This is a genomic window from Marinobacterium rhizophilum DSM 18822 (assembly GCF_000378045.1).
Lineage (GTDB): Bacteria > Pseudomonadota > Gammaproteobacteria > Pseudomonadales > Balneatricaceae > Marinobacterium_A > Marinobacterium_A rhizophilum.
On the sequence record NZ_KB899089.1, the window covers coordinates 97537 to 117856 of the forward strand.

A 20320-nucleotide genomic window follows, 5' to 3' on the forward strand; every position below is an offset into this window, starting at 1 on the left:
CACTAACCACCACGCAATGGTGACAACCGCGATCCAAAAACTGTCATTCGTCTTTTACCGTTCATGCACAACAGCGGGCCGGGCGATCGCCCATCGCAGTCAGGCGCTGCTGGCTGGGCTCCAGCCAGTGCAGGTTAGCCGCCAGTGTCGTGGACAGTATTTGAACCACCCAGTCATCCAGGTCCGGATGGATGCGGTAGTAAATCCACTGTCCCTGACGACGATCCTGCAACAGACCGCACTTTCGCAGCTGCGCCAGATGGCGCGAGATTTTCGGTTGGCTTTCGTCCAGTGCACGGATCAGTTCGCAGACGCAAAGCTCCTGTTCGCGCTGAATCAACAGCACAATGCGTGCCCGGGTTTCATCGGCCAGGCACTTGAAGACTCCGGTTGGCGTCAGCATAGCGGTCATAAGCGTCTCTATCGCATTCATGTTCACTGGCAGACGCGTGATGCGATCTGCGCTCAAAAAACATATGATAATTCACATATATGGATTTTCATATATTAACGGTACCGCTCTTCGATGCCGGCTATATGACACCCGCAGCACTGAGTAAAAAGTTAGATCGCGTGCTTTCCAGCGCGGTATCTATACTTAGCCGAGAAACTCTTAAAGAGTTCAGGAGGCATCCGCTCGCCGGCATCGACAATCACGCAGGCGACCTTAGGGAAAGCGCTGTAAGGGAGTACAGAGATGTCACTAGATGGACCTTTGTTCGACTTCAAGCCTGAAGCCGAGACAAGCATTGAGCCTGCGCAGCAGTGCTGGAAGATCCTCAGTGTCGAAGACGATGCCGGTTACCAGGCCTCGCTGATTTTCGCGCTGGATTCACTGGAGGTACTCGGACGCGGCACCGAGTTGCTGTGTGCCCGCTCTGCATTTGACGCAGCTCAGATCATCGCCCACAACCCCGATATCAGCGTCATTCTGCTGGATGTGGTCATGGAAGACGATGAAGCCGGCTTGCGGCTGGTCAGAACAATCCGGGACGTCATCGGCAACGCCGAAGTACGCATCATCCTGCTGACCGGCCAGCCCGGCATGGCACCGCGCCAAGATATCATGCACCGCTACGATATCGACGATTACTGGTGCAAGTCCGAACTCACCAATGACCACCTGCTGACCATCATTACCAGCAATATCCGCACCTGGGACCACCTGACCCAGCTGACCCGCGCCCGCCAGGGCCTGCAGATGGTGATCGATGCTAGCCAGGCCATTAGTTCGAAACGGGATATCGCCAGCTTTACCCATACCGTGCTGTTGGAAATCGGCCACATCCTTGGCATCGAGAAAGGGGGGATCCTCTGTACCCTGCTGCAGGCGCAATGCGAGGCTGACGACGCCACCATTCTGGCCGCCACCGAAGAATTCACAAACCTCGTTGGCCATACCGTGAAGTCCATTGAATCCAGCGAGCTGCGACAGGCGTTTCATCAGGCCGCCACCCGCCGCGAACATTGCTTTTTGGATGGCTATTCGCTGTTTTATTTCAACAGCACCGAGATCGACAAACGGGAATACCTGATTCTGATCGAGACCCGGCGCCCGCTGCTCAGCGGCGAAGTGAACCTGCTGCAGGTCTTCAGCGAAAACATCAGCACCGGCTTTACCAATGTCGCACTGTATAACCGGCTGACCGAACTGGCCTACAGCGATCCGCTGCTTTGCATACCCAACCGTAACTGGCTAATGCGCGAGCTCGACAACATGTCGCAAACCGACCGCCAGCAAGCCGAACTGATCGTGCTGGAGATCGACGACTTCACCGACATCGGCATCGCCTTTGGCGAGCCCTTTTGCAATGAGTTGCTCTACTGCCTGTATCGTCAGCTGGTTTCTGCGCTGTCGCCGGATATCGTTATCGCCCGTATTGACCACGATGCCTTCGCACTGCTGACCTCCTCTGCCCAAAGTCTCGATCAGGCGTTTTTTGCCCAGTTTCTGAGTCAGCCATTAATCATTGCAGATGCCGAACACCGCATCGCCGCGACAGTTACCGTGGTTGCGCTGCGCCTGCAGCCCAACCGCAAGCCAGAGCAGATTCTGCGCCTGGCAGAAAGCACCGTCGAAACGGCGCACAAGCAGAAGTTGGGCTATCTGGCCTACAACCCCGGCTTCGAGGAAGATATCGCCAGCCGTTATGCCCTGCTGAGTGAACTGCGCAGCGCCCTGTCCCGGGAGCAGTTTTACGTGGAGCTGCAGCCCAAGGTGCGCTTGTCCGACAAAAAACTGCTGGGGTTTGAGGCACTGGCCCGCTGGACACTCCCTGACGGGCAGCAGATTCCGCCCAGCCAGTTTATTCCGCTGGCTGAAACCTCGGGCCTGATTGGCAAGCTGGATCAGCTTGTTCTGCTGCAGACCTGCCGCGCACTGCATGAACTCAAGGCGGCCGGTATCGAGGTGCCCATTGCCTTCAATGTGTCCTCATCGGATCTGACGGAGCCCAAATTCTTCAACCGCATGTTGAAGCTGATTGAAGACGCCGGTATCAGCCCCAGCCAGCTGGAGCTCGAAATTACCGAGACCCAGGCCGTCAAGGACTACAGCCGCATCTCGCCGTCATTGCGCAAACTAATCGCACTGGGCATGGGCGTCAGCATTGACGACTTCGGCATCGGCTATTCCTCGCTCAGCCACATCACGGACCTGGCCGCCACCACCCTTAAAATCGACAAGTCCTTCGTCGACCGGCTCGGTCATTCCCGGGCCGACGAACAGGTGGTGGACATGATTTTGCGCCTGGGCGAATGCTTCGGCTTCACCATCATCGCCGAGGGTATTGAAACTGAACAACAGCGCACAGCCTTAATGAACAGAGGTTGCCAGATGGGACAGGGGTTTCTCTTCGCGCGCCCGATGCCGCTCCCTCAGGCCATTGAGTGGGCAAGGACGCATATACAATGACCGTGCAGCCAAAGCCCCTCCAGGGACGAATCGCAACCCGCAGTGATCGCCGCTTGACCTCCTCCCTGGTGGCAATGCTATTGCTACTGTTGATCCTGCTGGGAGCAGGAGGCGCCTTCGCCTATACCGGCCTGTTCGCTCAGCAGATCGGTGCACTGGAAGCGCGGCAAAACGTGCGCGTCGAGCGGGTTGTCGCCACTTTCAGCCGGGAACTTGGGCACATCCGCAACCTGACCCGAGTCTTGAAAAACAGTCTCTCCGTACAGCAGGCACTGGACGCTGGCGGGCCAGCTGACCTCAATAACCTGGCCGCCAGTTTTCTCCACTTCGCCAAGGGCGTGCCGGCCATTTCCCAGATACGCTGGCTCGATCGCAGCGGCCTGGAGCAGGTTCGCATCAACATAAGCCAGGGGCGCCCTTACCGGGTTAGCGATGATCAACTCCAGGACAAGGCACAGCGCTACTATTTCCAGGAAGCCCTGCGCCTGGGTCCAGGGCAGGTTTACCTTTCAAAGCTGGATCTAAACCAGGAACATAACGAGATCGTACGACCACTCGAGCCCAGCCTGCGCGCCACATTGCTCACGGGTGATACCGACGGACTGCAGCGCGGTGTTCTGATTATCAACATCAACCTGGCACAGCTTTTCCAGCAGCTCAGGACGCTGAGCGACACCCAGATCACGCTCGAACTTGTCGATGAGCAGGGGTACTGGCTGCTCCACCCCAACCGCGAGCTGGAATGGGGCTTGCATTTCAACCGGCGCGACCTGAACCTTGAACACCTGATGCCTTCCCTGTGGCAAGCGCTTGCCGACGCTCAAACCGGTGACAATCTGTTACAGGACAACCGGCTGTGGAGCTTTGCACGCCTTCACTATGATCAGGATGACAACGGCAGGAACACGCCCGACCATACCCTCATACTGGCTGCCAGCCACCCGGGCACCATCCCCGCCATCCGCACCCAGTTGCTGAGCGCCGTGATCCTGACGGGCCTTGTCATACTCGCTCTTGGACTGTTCGTCCTGCATCGTCTCCACCTTGCCCATGGGGAACGGGCAAGGCTTACCGAGGCCCTGGAACAGGAACAGCAGCAGCTAACCAACGCCTACCAGAATCTCGAAGTGTCCCATAACCAATTGATTACAATGCAGGACGAACTGGTGGAGTCACGCCGGTTATCATCCCTGGGATTAATGGTCGCAGGTATCGCCCATGAGCTGAACACTCCCACCGGAGCCGCCCTGATGGCGGTTTCCACACTGCAGGTACAGCTCAAAAAACTGCAACAAAGTCTCAGCGCAGGCATGACCAGAACCGCGCTGGAAACCTTCCTCGGTCGCACCGAAAGCGGGCTGCAACTGGCCGGTCAGAACCTGCACCGCGCAGCCGACCTGATTCGAAGTTTCAAGCGCATGGCGGTGGAACGCAGTCATGGCGATATCACCCGATTCGCATTGGCCGAGATCACACGCGACCTGAGCAATTACCTGGGCCACCGCCTGAAACAGTCCCCGGTCAGTCTGGTCATGGATATTCCCGAGTCGCTGCAGCTGACCGGTTACCCCGGCATCCTGTCGCAGGTGCTGCAAAACCTGATCGACAATGCGCTCAACCATGCGTTTGATCCCAGGCAGGCCGGTCAGATCCAGGTGCTTGCCAAGGCCAGCGGTGACCGGCTGCACCTGAGTGTCGTTGACAATGGCAAGGGCATAGACCCGCAGGTGCGCGATGCCTTGTTCGATCCCTTTGTGACGTCAGGACGCGACGAGGGCCACGCGGGCCTGGGGCTGCACCTCGTGCACCAGTGGGTTTACCAGCTACTGGAGGGAACCATTCGTGTAGAGTCCGATACGACGGGCACCACCTTTCATCTCGATATACCTATCAAGGTGAAAGGTGAGAGGTGAAAAGGCCTTCGCCTCTGTGACCTGCATCAATCCCGCAGCAAGACTGCCGACCAGCCCGGTCGGCAAGGCTTGTCTTAAGTGGTATTGCGCGATAGTGTGCAGCCAGATTTAATTGTCCGTTTAACGACTGCTTTGATACCCGGGAAAACCGCATGCGCGCATTGCGATGGCTGAAGCTGCCCATCTGGCTGGCTGAAATTGCCACCTCAGCCAAATCGTTTAAAGCAAATCCGATTTTAGGCAGCGAAGCCCTGAACCGGCGCGGCCTGCATGTCTGGCGCAAGAAAATCGCCTGTAACCTGGCGGACTGGCGCCGCGCGCGCATGGCCGGTACCGTCCTGCCACAGGAGCGCGAGGCGTTTGCCGCCAATGGCTTTATCCTGAAAAACGACCTGTTGCCCGAAACCGAGTTCGCGACACTGCGCCAGGAAGTCTACGGCTATAGCGGTGAGATGCGGGAAATGACCCAGGGTAATGCTGTAACCCGACGCGTACTGCTCGACCCGGACACCCTGAAGCAAATGCCGACACTGGCACGCCTGCTACGCAGCCAGCGCTGGAAAGGCCTGATGCACTATGTCAGCAGTTATGCCATGGAGCCTGTGTATTACATCCAGGTGATCCTGACCCAGGTTGGCGATGCCCCGGACGACCCGCAGACCGTCCTGCATATGGATGCCTTTCACCCCTCCATGAAAGCCTGGCTGTTCATGGACAGGGTAGCGCCCGAGCACGGCCCCTTTACCTACGTACCCGGATCCCATAAAGCGACCGCCGCCCGACTAGAGTGGGAAAAACAGCACAGCATTACCCTGGGCAAAGGCGAGAACAGCCTGTCTGCCCGGGGATCCATGCGCATCCAGCCGCACGAGCTGGCTGGCCTGGGCCTGCCCCAGGCCCAGGCACTGGCCGTACCCGGCAATACGCTGGTCGTCGGCGACACCTGTGGTTTCCATGCGCGCGGACGTAGCCTGGAACCCTCCACCCGGGTCGAGATCTGGGCCTACGCCCGCCGCAACCCCTTCCTGCCCTGGGTCGGGCTGGACATCTGGTCTTTGCCCTTTCTGCGCGGGCGCCAGGTACGGCTGTTCTGGTGGTACCTGGACCGCCGGGAACGCCTGGGCGGCAAATCCAACCCCTGGCGTGCCGTACGGCGCAACCACATCACCGAAGCGATTATACGACCAGCTGGCCGCTAGCAGCCTGTCGGACTTAACACTGATCTACTGCGAAAAAGCCGATTTTGGTCATTTTGTGTACTCTTTTTTGTTAAATAGAACCACTATTCACCTCAAAAGAGCCCAAAAACTGCCTCAATACGGACTTTCCCTCGCTACGACCGACCAAGTCCGACAGGCCGCTAGCGTCCGAAGACAGCCGTTATGGACGACTTTCTCCCGCAATCACAAGCAAAGCTTGCGGCGGGTTTTCAGCTCGGCGGATAAAGCATCGCTCAGCAATTGCTGCCGGCCGGTGCCATCCACCAGTTTAATGAGCACACGGAGCTCTGCATTACTGTAATGCCACGGTGCGGCGCACCGACTCCAGCGCCTGTTCACACTGGTCATCATTTAATGATGACCAGGCCCGTAGCCCTATCTCCGCCAGCCAGCGGTTGGCATCAAGACGCCAGGGACCCAGCTCAAAACCGCGCGCCAGGGCCGTGTCGAACTCGGCGTCAAATTCACCCAGGCGCAGTTTTTACATACGCCAGCTGCACCCAGGTGTAGGGCCAGTCAGGGCGGGCAATCACCGCCATTCGATAAGCACCCCGTGCCGCTTCGCGGGACGCACGGGCAGCAGGGTCCCCAAAAGGTGCAAACACATGCTGCCATTCGTAAATACGTCCCAGGCGGTCGTAATAATCGCCATGGGTGCCGGGATAAAACGCCACCGCCAGCGCAACACCGGCCAGATTGGCCAGACATCTTCAAGGCTGTAAATGCGCAGCGGCCGCAACTGGTGCTGCAGCCACTCCAGCAGCGGCGCGAGGCTCACAAGCGTTGGCCAGAGTACCAAGCCAGGCTGGCGCAGGAACGCTAGCCGGCTGCTCAGGCCCAATGCTCCGAAGGCCAGCAGGTGCCCTCCCTTGTCGGACTGATCAAACAGATCCGGCGGCGGCGCTGCACGGAAAATACCGTATAGCAGCCCCGCCACACAGCACAGAAACACCGGCAGGCGCAGGTTATAAAGAGCTTGTAGCATTCGTTGTGTTAGTCAAAATCGTGGTTATAGGAGCGGTGTAAAACCCGTAGCCTAGAATGAGCGAAGCGAATTCCGGGGAGTGAGCTTGCGAACACCGAGGACATGAGTTTACGAATTCCGGGAAACGAGCCCCGGCGAATTTCGGGGATGTGTTCACGAATTCCGGGGCATGGCCAGAGCGGTTGCTTTAACCTGTTTTCGCTCTCCCGTCTCCTTTACCTGCTTTTAACCTTGCCCCTGCTTTTTATACCCATCCGGGTTCATCGACTGCCAGCGCCAGGTGTCGGCCATCATCTGATCCAGGCCCAGCTCCGCCTTCCAGCCCAGCTCCGCTGCAGCCTTGCTCGCATCGGCCCAGCATTCGGCAATATCGCCCGGCCGGCGGTCAACAATTTCATACGGCACCTCACGAGCACTCGCTTTCTCCAGCCCTCGCACCATATCAAGCACCGAGTAGCCCAGGCCCGTACCCAGATTCCAGATACCCACACCGCTGTTACCCTGCATCCAGTTCAGCGCCGAAAGGTGACCTTTTGCCAAATCCACCACATGGATGTAGTCACGCACCCCGGTACCGTCGGTCGTCGGGTAGTCCCCACCGAATACCGACAGTCTCTTTCGCGCGCCAATCGCCACCTGGCTAATATAGGGCACCAGGTTATTCGGAATGCCCTGCGGATCTTCACCAATCAGACCACTTACATGTGCGCCCGCTGGATTGAAGTAACGCAGCAATGCAATGGACCAGCGCTCATTCGAACGGGCCAGATCCTGCAACACTTCCTCGACCATCAGTTTGGAGCGGCCATAGGGGTTGGTTGGCACGCCGATGGGAAAGTCTTCACGAATCGGCATCTCAGGTGGCTCGCCATACACCGTGGCAGACGAACTGAATACCAGATTGAACACCCCCGCCGCCTGCATCGCCTGGCACAGGGTGATAGAGCCGCCGACATTGTTCTCGTAATACTCCAACGGCTTTGCCACGCTTTCGCCCACCGCCTTGAGGCCAGCAAAATGCACCACGCCGTCGATGTCATGCTCGGAGAACAGCGTGTCCAGCGCCGCGCGATCGCGGATATCGCCCTCGACAGCCGTCAGCTGCGCTGGCCGCCCGGTTTCATCGGCGACGATCTTCGCCACCCGCTCCAGCGCTACTGCCGAGCTGTTGCAGTAGTTATCCAGCACCACCACATCGTGCGCGGCATTCAGTAGCTCAACCGCCGTGTGTGAACCGATATAGCCGGCCCCGCCGGTTACCAAAATTTTCATGTTCAATTCCTATGTGTTACATAACGAAGTAAATTAATGGGGCAAGATGAAAAACGAAAGGTAAAAGGTGAAAAGAGCAAATTCGAGCCAGGGTGCCAGCTTTTTAACCTTGCTCCTTTAGCCTCGTATCTGCTCCCCACCGCTGCGCGACAGTTGTCGGAATTTGCAAGCTCATTGCCAACCTACGGTTCGCTCCATCGCCTTTCCCCCGAACGTGGGAATCCATGGAGGTCGAGTGACAGATAACGGCGCCAGCGTGACACCGGCCCGTAGCCTGGAATGAGCGAAGCGAATTCCAGGAAATGAGCCCTGGCGAATTTCGAGGACGTGCCGGCGAATGCCGGGGGGACTGAGTTTCAAGCGAAGACGGATAGATCCTAACAATGCGTTACGACTTAACCCGCGCCGCAACCGCTGCAAGCCAAAGCTCCAGAATCGCGGTATGGCCCTAAATCCTGGAGAAAATTTCGTCCGCCAGGGCTTCGTTATAGGTATGTGAAGTTAAATTTCGATCATCGGCCATCAACAAGGCCGCTCTAACTTGCCGATCATTTAGCAAACCATTGTCCATCGAAGCGCGAATCACACTTTTGGGCGATGCAACTTCGACACCCTCCACCACATCCAGATAGCGTTTTACCGTTTTCCAGATGGCCTCAAAACTGTATTCGAAGCGCTGAATGGCAGCATCACGCTCGATAGCCGTTGGATTAACCAGTCCGGCCAAGGCCTGCAGCGTCCTTAGTGCCCCGTTCAGCCTGCTGCAACCGAGCTTTTAATCGTTCCACAAAATACCCTCCTGCAACACCTTCTCTCGAAACTCATCGGGCACCCCGGCCAAGTCCACCAAGTCGACATGATTGATCACCAGGCTCTCTTCTAGCGCATCGCGGATATCCGCCATTAGCTCTGCCGCCAACGGCGCCTGAGCCAACACCGCCACATCAATGTCAGAAGTGCGACGGGCGTCGCCCCGCGCCCTGGAGCCAAACAAGTACAGCCCGTAGCCTGGAATGAGCGAAGCGAATTCCGGGAAATGAGTCCCAGGCGAATTTCGAGGAAGTGCCTGCGAATGCCGGAAATCAAATCACCAAAAGCCACAGTCGCCACCGCTGCGCGACGGTTGTCGGAATTCGCGATGCTCATTGCCAACCTACATAAGGCAAACCTTGAACCTGCTTTTATCCTTCCCCCGCTCTGCCATACCTATCTTCAAACCGCACGATATCGTCTTCACCCAGATAAGAACCCGACTGTACTTCGATCAGCTCCAACGGGATCTTGCCGGGATTTTCCAGTGAGTGAACGGCGCCGATCGGGATATAGATCGACTGGTTTTCGGTGAGCAGCTGTTCTTCGTCACCGCGGCGTACCCTGGCGGTACCGGATACCACTATCCAGTGCTCAGCGCGGTGGTGGTGCATCTGGATGGAGAGCTTCTCGCCGGGCTTCACGGTAATACATTTCACCTGGTAGCGCTCGCCCGAGTCGATGGAATCGTACTTGCCCCAGGGGCGGTAAACTTCGCGGTGCAGTTGGTACTCACTGCGACCCTGCGCCTTGAGGTGATTGACCAGATGCTTCACATCCTGCACAGAGTCTCTGGCAGCTACCAGCACCGCATCCTTGGTTTCAACAACGATCATGTCCTTCAGGCCCAGGGTTGCCACCAGTCGGTGGCTGCTATGTACCAGGCAGTCTTCGGTGCTGTGCAGCAGGGTATCCCCCTGAGTGACATTACCCTGCGCATCTTTGGCATTCACCTCCCACAGGGACGACCAGGACCCCACATCGCTCCAGCCGGCAGCCAGCGGCATCACCACCACGCTATCATCGCCCGGCGCGCTGCACAGCGGCTCCATAACGGCGTAATCGACGGATTCATCCGGGCAGGCCAGAAACGCCTGCTTGTCGACCCGTACAAAATCCATGTCCTGGTGCGTATCTGCCATGGCCTGCTCACAGGCGGCCAGAATATCGGGCCGAAATTCACGCAGTGCCTCCAGGTAGCGGCTGGCCCTGAACAGGAACATGCCGCTGTTCCAGTAGTACTCACCGCTGTCGACATAGCCCGTGGCCGTCGCCAAGTCCGGTTTTTCGACAAACTGCTCAACGGCGTAGCCGGTCAAATCGCTCGAGCCACCTGCAGTGGCTGCCAAAGCCGCGGCATCTGCCATTGCCACCCCACGGCGGATATAGCCATAACCGGTTTCAGGGCCCGTAGCGACGATACCAAAAGTCACCAGCTTGCCCTGCTCGGCCAGCGGCATGGCGGCGCGCACCACCTGCTGAAACTGAGGCGCATCTTCAATCACATGATCCGCCGCCAATACCAGCAGCAAGGGGTCTTCATCCTTGTTCAGGGATTCCAGCGCCGCCAGTGCAATCGCCGGCGCCGTGTTGCGCCCGGCGGGCTCCAGAATAATGGAAGCGCCCTCTGCCTGGCTGCGCAACTGTTCGGCGACGATAAAGCGGTGTTCTTCATTACAGATGACCGTAGGAGCACCATCACAGAGGCCGTCGATACGGGCCAGGGTCGCCTGCAACATGGTCTGATCCGATGCCAGCGGCAGGAATTGCTTGGGGTAAAGCGCGCGGGACAGCGGCCACAGGCGAGAGCCCGAACCACCGGCAATAACAATCGGTTTCATCAGTTCAATCCTTTTCCATAAAATCGGCGATTCTCTAGCCCGCCTTTCGGAGGCTGCCCGACGTATGGAGCCTGAGCGGAAACCTGTCGGCTTGACCTATTGCTCAGGTTCTCGTTTTCCATCGCCGGGGATGACGACTACCGTGCATCACGGCAATTACAATGACCATGTCCCCAGCAACTCGATAATAAATACCGAATGGAAATTTTCGGATCAACGCACGATGGGTGCCGCGATGAACCAGCGGATACATGGAAGGATTTTCGGCAATTTGGCCCAGCGTCGCTTCTACTTCACCTAAATATTCATGCCCAAGTCCCTGGCTCTGCGCTTCATACCATTACGCGGCGTCCTCAAGATCCTGCTCGGCTTCTTTGCGAAGTCGAACATCAAACATCATAATTTTTTCCGAATGCTCTCCAGCACCGAGGTGGCACTGCGACCAGTATCACCATCTGCCTCTAACGCATCCAGACGCCTATCCAATTCATCCCGCTGTGCCTTGATCAGAGGAAGTGACCGCTGTTCAGCCGCGATGCTGTCCCAGACGTCTTCAACCAGGCGAATCCGCTGATCAATAGACAGGTCACTTAGTGTTGGATTCATGGTTACCTCCAATTTCCTCAACCATAGCGCAGCATGTGCGGGAACGAAACATAACAAAATAGCATTTAATCATCGTATGGTTAAAACTCGCACTAGGAGTCGCGCCCCGCGACGAATAGTCGACATCTTCGTGGTGCCCAGTTTTTATCATAGTCGTAGAAAGGCCCCGTAGGGTGCCAATGAGCCTCCAGCGAATTGCACCAAGGCGGCCGCAGGTCGCCCGCTTGCCGGCTTTTTTAACCTTGCCCCTTGAACCTTGTACCTTGTACCTGCTCTTCTCCCTTGCCCCTTGCCCCCGCTCTTTCAACTCCTTCCATACCTATCTTCAAACCGCACGATATGACGTGGTCAAGTCATAACGGACACCCCAGTTAAGCGGCGTTGGCCAACAGGCCCTTTCGTTCAAACTCATTCGGACTCTGGTAACCCAGATAGGAATGTAACCGGTGGCTGTTATAAAACATCGTGATGTAGCGGGCGATATCCGCCCGGCCTTCCTCCCGGGTTTGGTAGCTGCGCCAATGAATGCGCTCGGACTTCAGTGTGTCGAAGAAACTTTCTACCACGGCAGTGTCCCAGCAATTCCCTTTGCGGCTCATGCTGCCGGCAATGCCGTGGGCTTCGAGCAGCTGTCGAAACGCCCGATCGGCATACTGAACACCGCGATCAGAATCGTGGATCAGCCGGCCCTGAACGGGACGGCGACTCCATAGAGCCATCCTGAGGGCGTCACACACCAGGGTACTGGTCATGCGCTTATTCATCGACCACCCCACTACTTTGCGTGAGTACAGGTCGATAACCACGGCCAAATATAGCCAGCCTTCCTGAGTCCACACATACGTAATATCGCCGGCATACGCCTGATCAGGACCCTTGGCCGAGAAGCCTCGCTTCAGGCGGTTCTCGAATACCGGCTGGCGGTGATGGCTGTCAGTGGTAACCCGATAGCGCCGGCGGTAATGCACCCATACCCCGGCCTCGCGCATCAGGCTCTGCGCCTGAAAGCGACCGACCGGAAAGCCCAGCATCCGCAGGGCCTTGGCCATACGCCGCGCGCCATAGGTATGATCAGACGTCTTCGCCAATGCATGGATCCACTCGATCATTTCTTCGCGCTCCGGGTTTGGCCCGTTGCTTTGACGTCGCAGGTAGTCGTAAAACCCGCTGCGTGGAACACCCAGTGCCCGGCAAAGCAACTTCACCGAGTAGGCCTTCTTCTTCTGGACGATGAACTGATACTGCAGCTCGATTCTTTCGCGAAGAAGACCGCCGCTTTTTTAATATTTCCCGCTCCAACTTCAGCCGGCGACGCTCTTCGCGCAGGCGACGCAATTCGTCCCGCTCCGGTGGTAAGTTGCCGTTACCACGAAAGGCGTCGTTTTCATCAGTCTGGAATTCCTGCACCCAGCGCCCCAGCATGTTGGCATTGATACCCAGGTTCCGCGCTGCCTCAGCCCGCGCGTAGCCTTGCTCCGTGACCAGTCGGACCGCATCCTGTTTAAACTCTTTGGTGTATTTCTTTCTCGTTGTCATCATCTACCTCGGTTTCAGAGATTATCTCTTAACTGAGGTGTCCACGATTGCTGGGTACACCGGGGGTACACAGTGTGTGGGCTGGGGGGCAAGGTGGCTAGCCGGCAGGGTGAACGGTATGAGTTCGTAGCCTGGAATGAGCCTTAAGCGAACTTCGAAGAGCAGACCCCCTGCACGACCCCGAACGCGAAGAATAAGCCGTAGCCTGGAATGAGCGAAGCGAATTCCGGGGCGAATTTCGAAGAACAGAATCCCTGCACAAACTCCGAGAAGCGCCGATCGATCTCGGGCTTCGCTCGCTCAGCCCCCGGAATTCGTAAACTCATTCCAGGCTACGGGCTGCGACTCATGAATGACGCGTTACGATTGCCGATGGGTTTCGTTTCGCTTCGCCGCACCGCATCCTACACAAGCATCATTTGGACCGCGGCGGTTGGCGGCATCCGATTCGAATGACTACTTACCATTCGCCAATCACCATTCATCAATAACAAAAAAGCCCGGTGCAGTTCGCTGCACCGGGCTTGGGTCTTGCGCAAGAATGAAATTAACGCTGGGCGTTAGCCTCTGCCAGTACGGCGTTCAGCGTGGCGCTTGGGCGCATGACTTTCTTCACGTTTTCGCGCATGGCATGGTAGTAGCCACCCAGCTCAGCGGGCTTGCCCTGAACGGCAGCAAGTTCCCCAATGATCTTGTCTTCATTGGTGGCCATGGCTTCCGCCAGCGGTGCGAACAGTGCAGCCAGCTCCGGATCTTCCGCCTGAGCGGTGAGGGCCTGAGCCCAGTACATTCCCAGATAGAAGTGGCTGCCGCGGTTGTCCAGTTCGCCGGTACGGCGCGATGGAGACTTGTTGTTCTCCAGCAGCTTGCCGGTGGCTTCGTCCAGGGTTTTGGCCAGGACTTTGGCGCGCGGGTTGTTCTGCTTGATGCCCATCTCTTCCAGCGACACGGCCAGGGCCATGAATTCGCCCAGGGAGTCCCAGCGCAGGTGGTTCTCTTCTTCAACCTGCTGCACGTGCTTGGGCGCGGAGCCACCAGCACCGGTTTCATACATGCCGCCGCCCTTGAGCATCGGCACGATGGACAGCATCTTGGCAGAGGTACCCAGCTCCATGATCGGGAACAGGTCGGTGAGGTAGTCACGCAGTACGTTGCCGGTCACGGAGATGGTGTCACGACCACGCACCATGCGCTCCATGCTGCGGCGAATCGCCTCAACGTAGGTCATGATACGGATGTCCAGACCACTGGTGTCGTGTTCCTGCAGGTACTTGTTAACCTTCTTGATCAGCTGGATATCGTGGGCACGGTTGCGGTCCAGCCAGAAGATGGCAGGGGTGTCGGACTGGCGAGCACGGGTAACGGCCAGCTTGACCCAGTCACGTACGGGCTCGTCCTTGGTCTGGCAGGCGCGCCAGATATCACCCTGCTCGACATTGTGCTGCATCAGCACGGTGCCGTCGGCCTTGACCACACGCATGATGCCGTCGGCCATCATTTCGAAGGTCTTGTCGTGGGAGCCGTACTCTTCGGCTTTTTTCGCCATCAGACCGACGTTTGGCACAGTACCCATGGTGGTGGGATCGAAAGCACCGTTGGTCTTGCAGAAGTTGATCATCTCCTGATAGATGGTGGAGTAGGTGCTTTCCGGCATGACGGCCTTGGTGTCCTTGGCCTTGCCATCGGGGCCCCACATCTTGCCGCCGTTACGGATCATGGCAGGCATGGAGGCATCGACGATCACGTCGCTCGGTACGTGCAGGTTGGTGATACCCTTGACGGAGTCAACCATCGCCATTTCCGGGCGATTTTCGTAGCAGGCGTGGATGTCTTCCAGAATCTCTTCGCGCTTGGAGCGCGGCAGGGATTCGATTTTCTCGTACACGCTGCTCAGGCCGTTGTTCGGATTTACACCCAGCTCTTTAAACAGCTCGCCGTGCTTCTCAAACAAATCCTTGTAGAACACGGTCACGGCGTGGCCGAACACGATGGGGTGAGACACCTTCATCATGGTGGCCTTGACGTGCAGAGACCACATTACGTTGGATTCTTTGGCATCGTTGAGGGAATCTTCAAAGAACTGGCGCAGTGCCTTGGCGCTCATGAACATGCTGTCGAGGATTTCACCCGCTTCCAGGCTCAGTTCTTTCTTAACGGTGACGGCACCGTCGTTGCCAACAAACTCGATGCGCACATCGGTGGGCTCATCAACGGTTACAGACTGTTCGCTGGAGTAGAAGTCACCACCACGCATGTAGTCGGCATGGGTTTGCGAGGCCATGCTCCACTTGCCCATGCTGTGCGGAAACTTGCGTACGAACTGCTTCACGGCAGCCGGCGCACGACGGTCGGAGTTGCCTTCGCGCAGTACCGGGTTTACCGCGCTGCCCAGCAGCTTGGAGTAACGGCTGCGAATTTCCTGCTCCGCCTCATCCTTCGGCGCTTCGGGGAAGTTCGGAATCTTGTAGCCCTGGCCCTGCAGCTCGGCGATGCAGGCTTTAAGCTGCGGCACGGAGGCGCTGATGTTTGGCAGTTTAACGATGTTCGCATTCGGATCCTGGGTCAGGTCGCCCAGAAACGCCAGACCATCGGTTACGCGCTGGTCTTCGGTCAAAAACTCCGGGAAAGCTGACAGGACACGGCCTGCCAGGGAGATATCGGTGATCTGGACATCAATGCCGGCAGCGCTGGTAAAGGTTCGAACGATGGGCAGCAGCGAGCAGGTTGCCAGCGAAGGCGCTTCGTCGGTGAGCGTGTAGTAAATCGTCTGTTTTGTCATAGTATCACTCTGTATGTTCCGGCAGCGTGCAACGGCTTGTGGCTGATGCCGCGACCGGAGACTCCGTTATGCGAAAGATAGTGTTGAACGTACGCAGGGGCTATTTTGCAGGCAATATCCATGCCTGCACCTGACGCAGGTTACGGGATCGCGGGTCTTCGCCTGCTTGATCGCCTATCGGCACCGTTGGCAGAAATAGCTTGGGTCATCAGGCACATGTACGCCACCCTGCCAGGGCCACCCGACCGCTCCGACGGTTCGGGGCACCACATAACCGCAGCTTTATACATTCAAGACCCTGTGTGCCCAGTCATCACCGAGCCTGATACACCGGTGAATCTGCTGCTCGCACGGCCAGGAACGAGGCGGGTTAGAACGCCGCCAGGCCTCTGCTGGTCATATAGCGGCCTAATCATACCATCGACAATCGAATCCGGCGCGCCCCAGAGAGACTGAAATTGCAAGTTCAGTACTGGACCATGGTCGAAGATGCACTGATTTGTGACCTGTGAGTCGTGAGTCACCATGGGTAGAACGCGCCACTGAGGGATTCGTTTTTCGAATGCCGAATTACGCGTGAATATCGATGGGTTTCGCTTCGCTGCACCGCATCCCACAAAAGCGTCATTTGGACCACAGCTGATAGCGGCATTCGCTGCGACTTACGAATGACCAATTTTCGCTGCGACTTACGAATGACCAATTACTGATTAACGATGAACAAATGACAAAATAAGAAGGAGAGGCAAACGGGAAAAGTGGCGCGCCTGGAGGGATTATTCGGCTTCGCCTCACCCTGCGGGCCGTTGCCTGCGGCAACGTTGTCTCGCTACGCTCGACTCGAACCCATCGGGGGTTCTCACCCTCCAGGCGACGGACTGCGAATAGTTGAAGGTGGTAACACTGAAAATACGGAGCAAACTGGGAAAAGTGGCGCGCCTGGAGGGATTCGAACCCCCGACCAACAGGATCGGAACCTGCTACTCTATCCAGCTGAGCTACAGGCGCGCAAAAGAAGTTGTTTGCAGGCCGGTATGTTACGGATAACTAAGGTGTTTGCCAAGCGTTTTCATACGCGGGCGAATGATGCCGTGGCGTCACACCCGCGTAACAGACGAGGGCTAGTATCGTTCCTGGCTGATCAGGATACGTATCGGCGGGGTTCAGCCACGGATGGCACTTCCCCCTTGTTTCGTTATTGATTGCTGCAACTGATCAAATGCTACGTGCCTGTCCCTGCAGTCCTTTCACCCTATCCCGTATCGGTGCCGGAGTTTTGCCGTTATAATTCTGCGCCAGTTACTCATTGCGTTGTCGCGTCTGTCCCTGGCCCATTGCTCGCCCAGCGAGACGGGCGTCTGTAGCAGACGGGCGGATACGCTGAATTTTTTAAAAGTGATGAGGGTCCTTAGTGTGAATAAATTTGTATCTGCGCTTTGCGCGCTGGGTCTGGGTGCCGTATTGGTCGCGTCGGTGCAAGCCGCAACCAACAACGAGAAGATCATCGAGCGCATCAAGCCGGCGGGTTCCGTGTGCATGGTCGGCGATGACAGCTGTGGCGGCGCGGCAGCAGCCTCTGCTGGCAGCGGCGGACGCAGCGGTGAAGACGTCTACAACACCAAATGTTCTGCCTGCCACGGCACAGGGGTTCTGGATGCACCGAAGTTTGGCACCAGTGACTGGGCCGATCGTGGCGCCAAGGGCATGGAGACTCTGCTGGCTAACGCCATCAACGGCATCAACGCCATGCCCCCGCGCGGCACCTGCGCCGATTGCTCAGATGACGAGATCGAGGGTGCGATTCAGCACATGCTGGACAGCGCCAAGTAAACGGGCCATCCAGCCAAATGTTAGAAACCCCGCTCCGGCGGGGTTTTTCGTTTACAGTCCCACCCTAGTGAAAAGCGCAAAGAAGCATAAGCCATATTGGCAGTACAACCCTGAAAACAGGATATCGCTGCGAACCTCCATAGGACCAGATTTTAACCAGTCTTTGGTATTGGGCAGGGTTCAAATCGGAAGATCGCAGACAGCTGATTACCGATTTTTCTTGATTGCGTCGGATTTTGGAGACATCATTCAGGTTCCTTCGACGTTCGGAAGTACAGCATGGAGCGCTCCCTCGTTGATCTGATGTCCAGGTCCCAGCTCATTGCTTACCTTGTTATCTGGGTAACAGCCGTTGTGCTGATGGTTGCCAGTGTTGCCGTTCTCGAGTACAGCCGACTGGAAGACCGCTTCAATACCCTGTCCAGCAACATTACCCGCCAGGTCGCACAGCAGCTCGAAGAACAGCAGGTCGCACTAGAGAGTTTTGCCCACGGCCTTGCCGGCCAGCCCAGCTTTAGTTACCAACAGGCAAAAAGCACGGCCAAAAGCCTGTCAGTACATTTCCCAGACCTGTACATGTTTGCCATTGCCAGCCGGGTTCAACCGGACCAGCGCCAGCAGTTTGAGCAGCAGATGGCCGCAGCAGAATCACGCAGTTTCCACATCCAGCCACCCGCCAGTGATACGCTTGACGGTCCCCAAAAAGACCTTTACCCGGTTGTATTGATTGTACCCGAGCGCCCCGACGCCAGAACATTGCTAGGGCTGGACCTGGCCAGCAAATCCTCAGTGCTCAACGGCCGGCTGTCCGGTAACGTTGCGCCCAGCGGCATGTCCAAGCCCATTCAGCTCGGCGACGGCCCCGGGTATCTGATCTATCATGCCATCGACGAACAGCTGAACGAACAGGAACACGCGCACTCCGGACAGTTTTCCGATTACGCCTTGCTGGCGATCAGTGCCGCGGCCCTGTTTACGCCAGAACTGGTCGATGAGCCTGGCCTCGGCCTGCGCCTCGTCCGCCAGGAGTCAGCTGATGCAGCCCCCGTTACGCTGTTTGAAAGCCAGCCCCAGTCAAGCCTGGCAATCCCGATCCCGGCACTGAGTCACACCCAGCGCTTTAGCGGCATTTACCATGACCTGTCGCTCAATCTACAGTATCAGCCCCGCTGGCAAGCGCTGAATCACATGCCGATTACTGCGTTGCTGGGCGGCATCACCCTGTTGATGCTGCAAGGCGGATGGATCCTTGGCCGTGTGTGGCGCACCCGCAGACAATTGCTCGAACAGCAGGCAAGCCTCTACAACAAGGCACATTTTGACCACCTGACCGGCCTGCCCAACACCAACCTGTTGCTGGACCGGCTCGAACAGGCGATCCGTTCGGCACAGCGAACCTCCAGCCGAGTGGCGGTATTCTTTCTCGATCTGGATGATTTCAAACAGGTCAATGATGCCTGGGGGCACGATATCGGCGACCAGTTGCTGATCCAGATCGGGGTCCGCCTGCGTGAGTCCATGCGCAGTGAAGACACCATTGCACGCATTCACGGTGATGAGTTCGTCATTCTGATTCCGGTATTTGACGGTGAGCGCCAGCTCAACAAGATTAGAGCCAAGCTCGAAGCCCTGTTTGAGCGGCCCTTCAAGGTCGGTGAGCTCGTACTCGTACAAAGCGGCAGCTTCGGCCTCGCTGTTTTCCCCGAGGACGCTGACGACGCCGAAGGCTTGCTGGGCCTGGCCGATCGCCAGATGTACCTGCGCAAACAGAGCCGCAACGATCGTACTGCAATTAATACCGCCACGGGCTGACATTGTTACCAGCAGGAATATATCGCCCTTGCGTCTTTGTGCCCAAAGCACGATCCTTAAAGCCTGATTTCGCCCCTGAACCTCGGAATACCCTTTGAACTGGCTGAATTACAGCGAAGCCTGTGCCCGCAACCAGGGCGTCATTCTCGCCCGGCTAGGACCGCTACTGCCCACGGCAGGTACGGTGCTGGAAGTCGGCAGCGGCTCGGGCCAGCACGTCGCACACTTTGCTGCGGCGCTCCCGCATCTGCGCTGGCAGCCCACGGATCTTGCCGAGAACCTGCCTGCCCTGGGCGCCAACCTGCAGCGCCTCGGCAACGACAACATCAACCCGCCCCTGGCGCTGGATGTGACGACAACCCCCTGGCCCGTTACGTCTGCCGATGTCATCTACAGTGCCAATACGTTACATATCATGGGTTGGCCTGAGGTCATTGCCTTTATGCAGGGCGCAGGCAAGCTTCTGGTGCCTGGCGGATTGCTGTGCATTTACGGCCCGTTTCGCTACCAGGGACACTACACCAGCCCCAGCAATGCCGAATTTGACCGCTGGTTACGCCTGCGCAACCCCCGCAGCGGCATTCGTGATTTTGAGGCCTTGAACCAGCATACCCTTGAGTTTGGACTCGAGCTGAAATGTGACATCGCCATGCCCGCCAACAACCAGTTGATCATCTGGCGCAAGGGCAAAGTGAAAGGTGAAAGGTGAAAAGTGAAAAGTGAAAAGTGAAAAGTGAAAAGTGAAAAGTGAAAAGCCACGTAGCCTGATGAGATGGTTTACGAACTCCGGGAAGCGAGCCCC

General features: G+C 57.3%; 14 protein-coding genes, 1 tRNA gene, 1 other RNA gene and 2 pseudogenes. 6 read left to right on the forward strand and 12 right to left on the reverse strand.

Annotated features, from left to right (window positions below):
* Positions 1–61 precede the first annotated feature (61 nt).
* Positions 62–412 (reverse strand): metalloregulator ArsR/SmtB family transcription factor, encoded by a 351-nt coding sequence (locus tag F451_RS0100470; protein WP_020679375.1) that lies wholly within the window; start codon positions 410–412, stop codon positions 62–64.
* A gap of 285 nt (positions 413–697) precedes the next feature.
* Here F451_RS0100470 and F451_RS0100475 point away from each other — a divergent pair, with 285 nt between their 5' ends.
* The 3 genes from F451_RS0100475 (at position 698) to F451_RS24400 (ending at position 6026) form a co-directional block, all read left to right on the forward strand.
* Complete coding sequence (locus tag F451_RS0100475; protein ID WP_026291392.1) at positions 698–2914, forward strand: putative bifunctional diguanylate cyclase/phosphodiesterase; 2217 nt, start codon at positions 698–700, stop codon at positions 2912–2914.
* Positions 2911–4827, forward strand: coding sequence for a sensor histidine kinase (locus F451_RS0100480; RefSeq protein ID WP_020679377.1), 1917 nt, complete (start codon positions 2911–2913; stop codon positions 4825–4827). Before F451_RS0100475 ends, F451_RS0100480 begins: the two co-directional genes overlap by 4 nt.
* Before the next feature lie 152 nt (positions 4828–4979).
* Positions 4980–6026, forward strand: coding sequence for a phytanoyl-CoA dioxygenase family protein (locus F451_RS24400; protein ID WP_020679378.1), 1047 nt, complete (start codon positions 4980–4982; stop codon positions 6024–6026).
* A gap of 550 nt (positions 6027–6576) precedes the next feature.
* On the opposite strand, the gene F451_RS24405 is transcribed toward F451_RS24400, so the two are convergent.
* The 11 genes and pseudogenes from F451_RS24405 to F451_RS0100540 form a co-directional block, all read right to left on the reverse strand.
* Positions 6577–7032 carry a hypothetical protein gene (locus F451_RS24405; protein WP_020679380.1) on the reverse strand — a complete coding sequence of 152 codons (456 nt, stop codon included), beginning with the start codon at positions 7030–7032 and terminating at the stop codon, positions 6577–6579.
* A gap of 225 nt (positions 7033–7257) precedes the next feature.
* Positions 7258–8304 (reverse strand): UDP-glucose 4-epimerase GalE, encoded by a 1047-nt coding sequence (gene galE / locus F451_RS0100500; RefSeq protein WP_020679381.1) that lies wholly within the window; start codon positions 8302–8304, stop codon positions 7258–7260.
* Between the two features lie 448 nt (positions 8305–8752).
* Entirely contained in the window at positions 8753–9061 is a 309-nt protein-coding gene (locus tag F451_RS24410; protein ID WP_083928294.1) for an HI0074 family nucleotidyltransferase substrate-binding subunit, read from the reverse strand.
* An 18-nt stretch (positions 9062–9079) separates the two neighbouring features.
* Positions 9080–9322 (reverse strand): annotated as a pseudogene (gene mntA / locus F451_RS24415) (type VII toxin-antitoxin system MntA family adenylyltransferase antitoxin); the annotation flags it as partial.
* A 163-nt stretch (positions 9323–9485) separates the two neighbouring features.
* On the reverse strand, positions 9486–10955 hold the full coding sequence (locus F451_RS0100515) for a mannose-1-phosphate guanylyltransferase/mannose-6-phosphate isomerase (RefSeq protein ID WP_020679384.1): 1470 nt from the start codon (positions 10953–10955) through the stop codon (positions 9486–9488).
* Positions 10956–11058: 103 nt separating this feature from the next.
* A pseudogene (locus F451_RS28735) lies at positions 11059–11268 on the reverse strand (type II toxin-antitoxin system RelE/ParE family toxin); the annotation flags it as partial.
* A gap of 83 nt (positions 11269–11351) precedes the next feature.
* Positions 11352–11561 carry an addiction module protein gene (locus F451_RS0100520; RefSeq protein WP_020679385.1) on the reverse strand — a complete coding sequence of 70 codons (210 nt, stop codon included), beginning with the start codon at positions 11559–11561 and terminating at the stop codon, positions 11352–11354.
* 371 nt (positions 11562–11932) lie between these two features.
* Positions 11933–13097 (reverse strand): IS3 family transposase gene (locus F451_RS0100525; RefSeq protein WP_240476424.1). Its coding sequence is split into 2 segments (ribosomal slippage): positions 11933–12833 and positions 12832–13097, totalling 1167 coding nucleotides; the frame shifts between segments, so codons are not numbered across the junction.
* 547 nt (positions 13098–13644) lie between these two features.
* Positions 13645–15876 carry an NADP-dependent isocitrate dehydrogenase gene (locus F451_RS0100535; protein ID WP_020679388.1) on the reverse strand — a complete coding sequence of 744 codons (2232 nt, stop codon included), beginning with the start codon at positions 15874–15876 and terminating at the stop codon, positions 13645–13647.
* Positions 15877–16635: 759 nt separating this feature from the next.
* Positions 16636–16759: non-coding RNA, RtT sRNA (locus F451_RS27000), on the reverse strand.
* Positions 16760–16807: 48 nt separating this feature from the next.
* Positions 16808–16884: transfer RNA gene (locus F451_RS0100540), tRNA-Arg, on the reverse strand.
* Positions 16885–17289: 405 nt separating this feature from the next.
* Here F451_RS0100540 and F451_RS0100545 point away from each other — a divergent pair.
* The 3 genes from F451_RS0100545 (at position 17290) to F451_RS0100555 (ending at position 20227) form a co-directional block, all read left to right on the forward strand.
* The gene (locus F451_RS0100545; protein ID WP_020679389.1) at positions 17290–17706 is read left to right on the forward strand and encodes a c-type cytochrome; all 417 of its coding nucleotides are present in this window, start codon (positions 17290–17292) and stop codon (positions 17704–17706) included.
* A 279-nt stretch (positions 17707–17985) separates the two neighbouring features.
* Complete coding sequence (locus tag F451_RS26500) at positions 17986–19518, forward strand: sensor domain-containing diguanylate cyclase (RefSeq protein ID WP_020679390.1); 1533 nt, start codon at positions 17986–17988, stop codon at positions 19516–19518.
* A 94-nt stretch (positions 19519–19612) separates the two neighbouring features.
* Entirely contained in the window at positions 19613–20227 is a 615-nt protein-coding gene (locus F451_RS0100555) for a DUF938 domain-containing protein (RefSeq protein WP_020679391.1), read from the forward strand.
* The last annotated feature ends 93 nt before the right edge of the window (positions 20228–20320 follow it).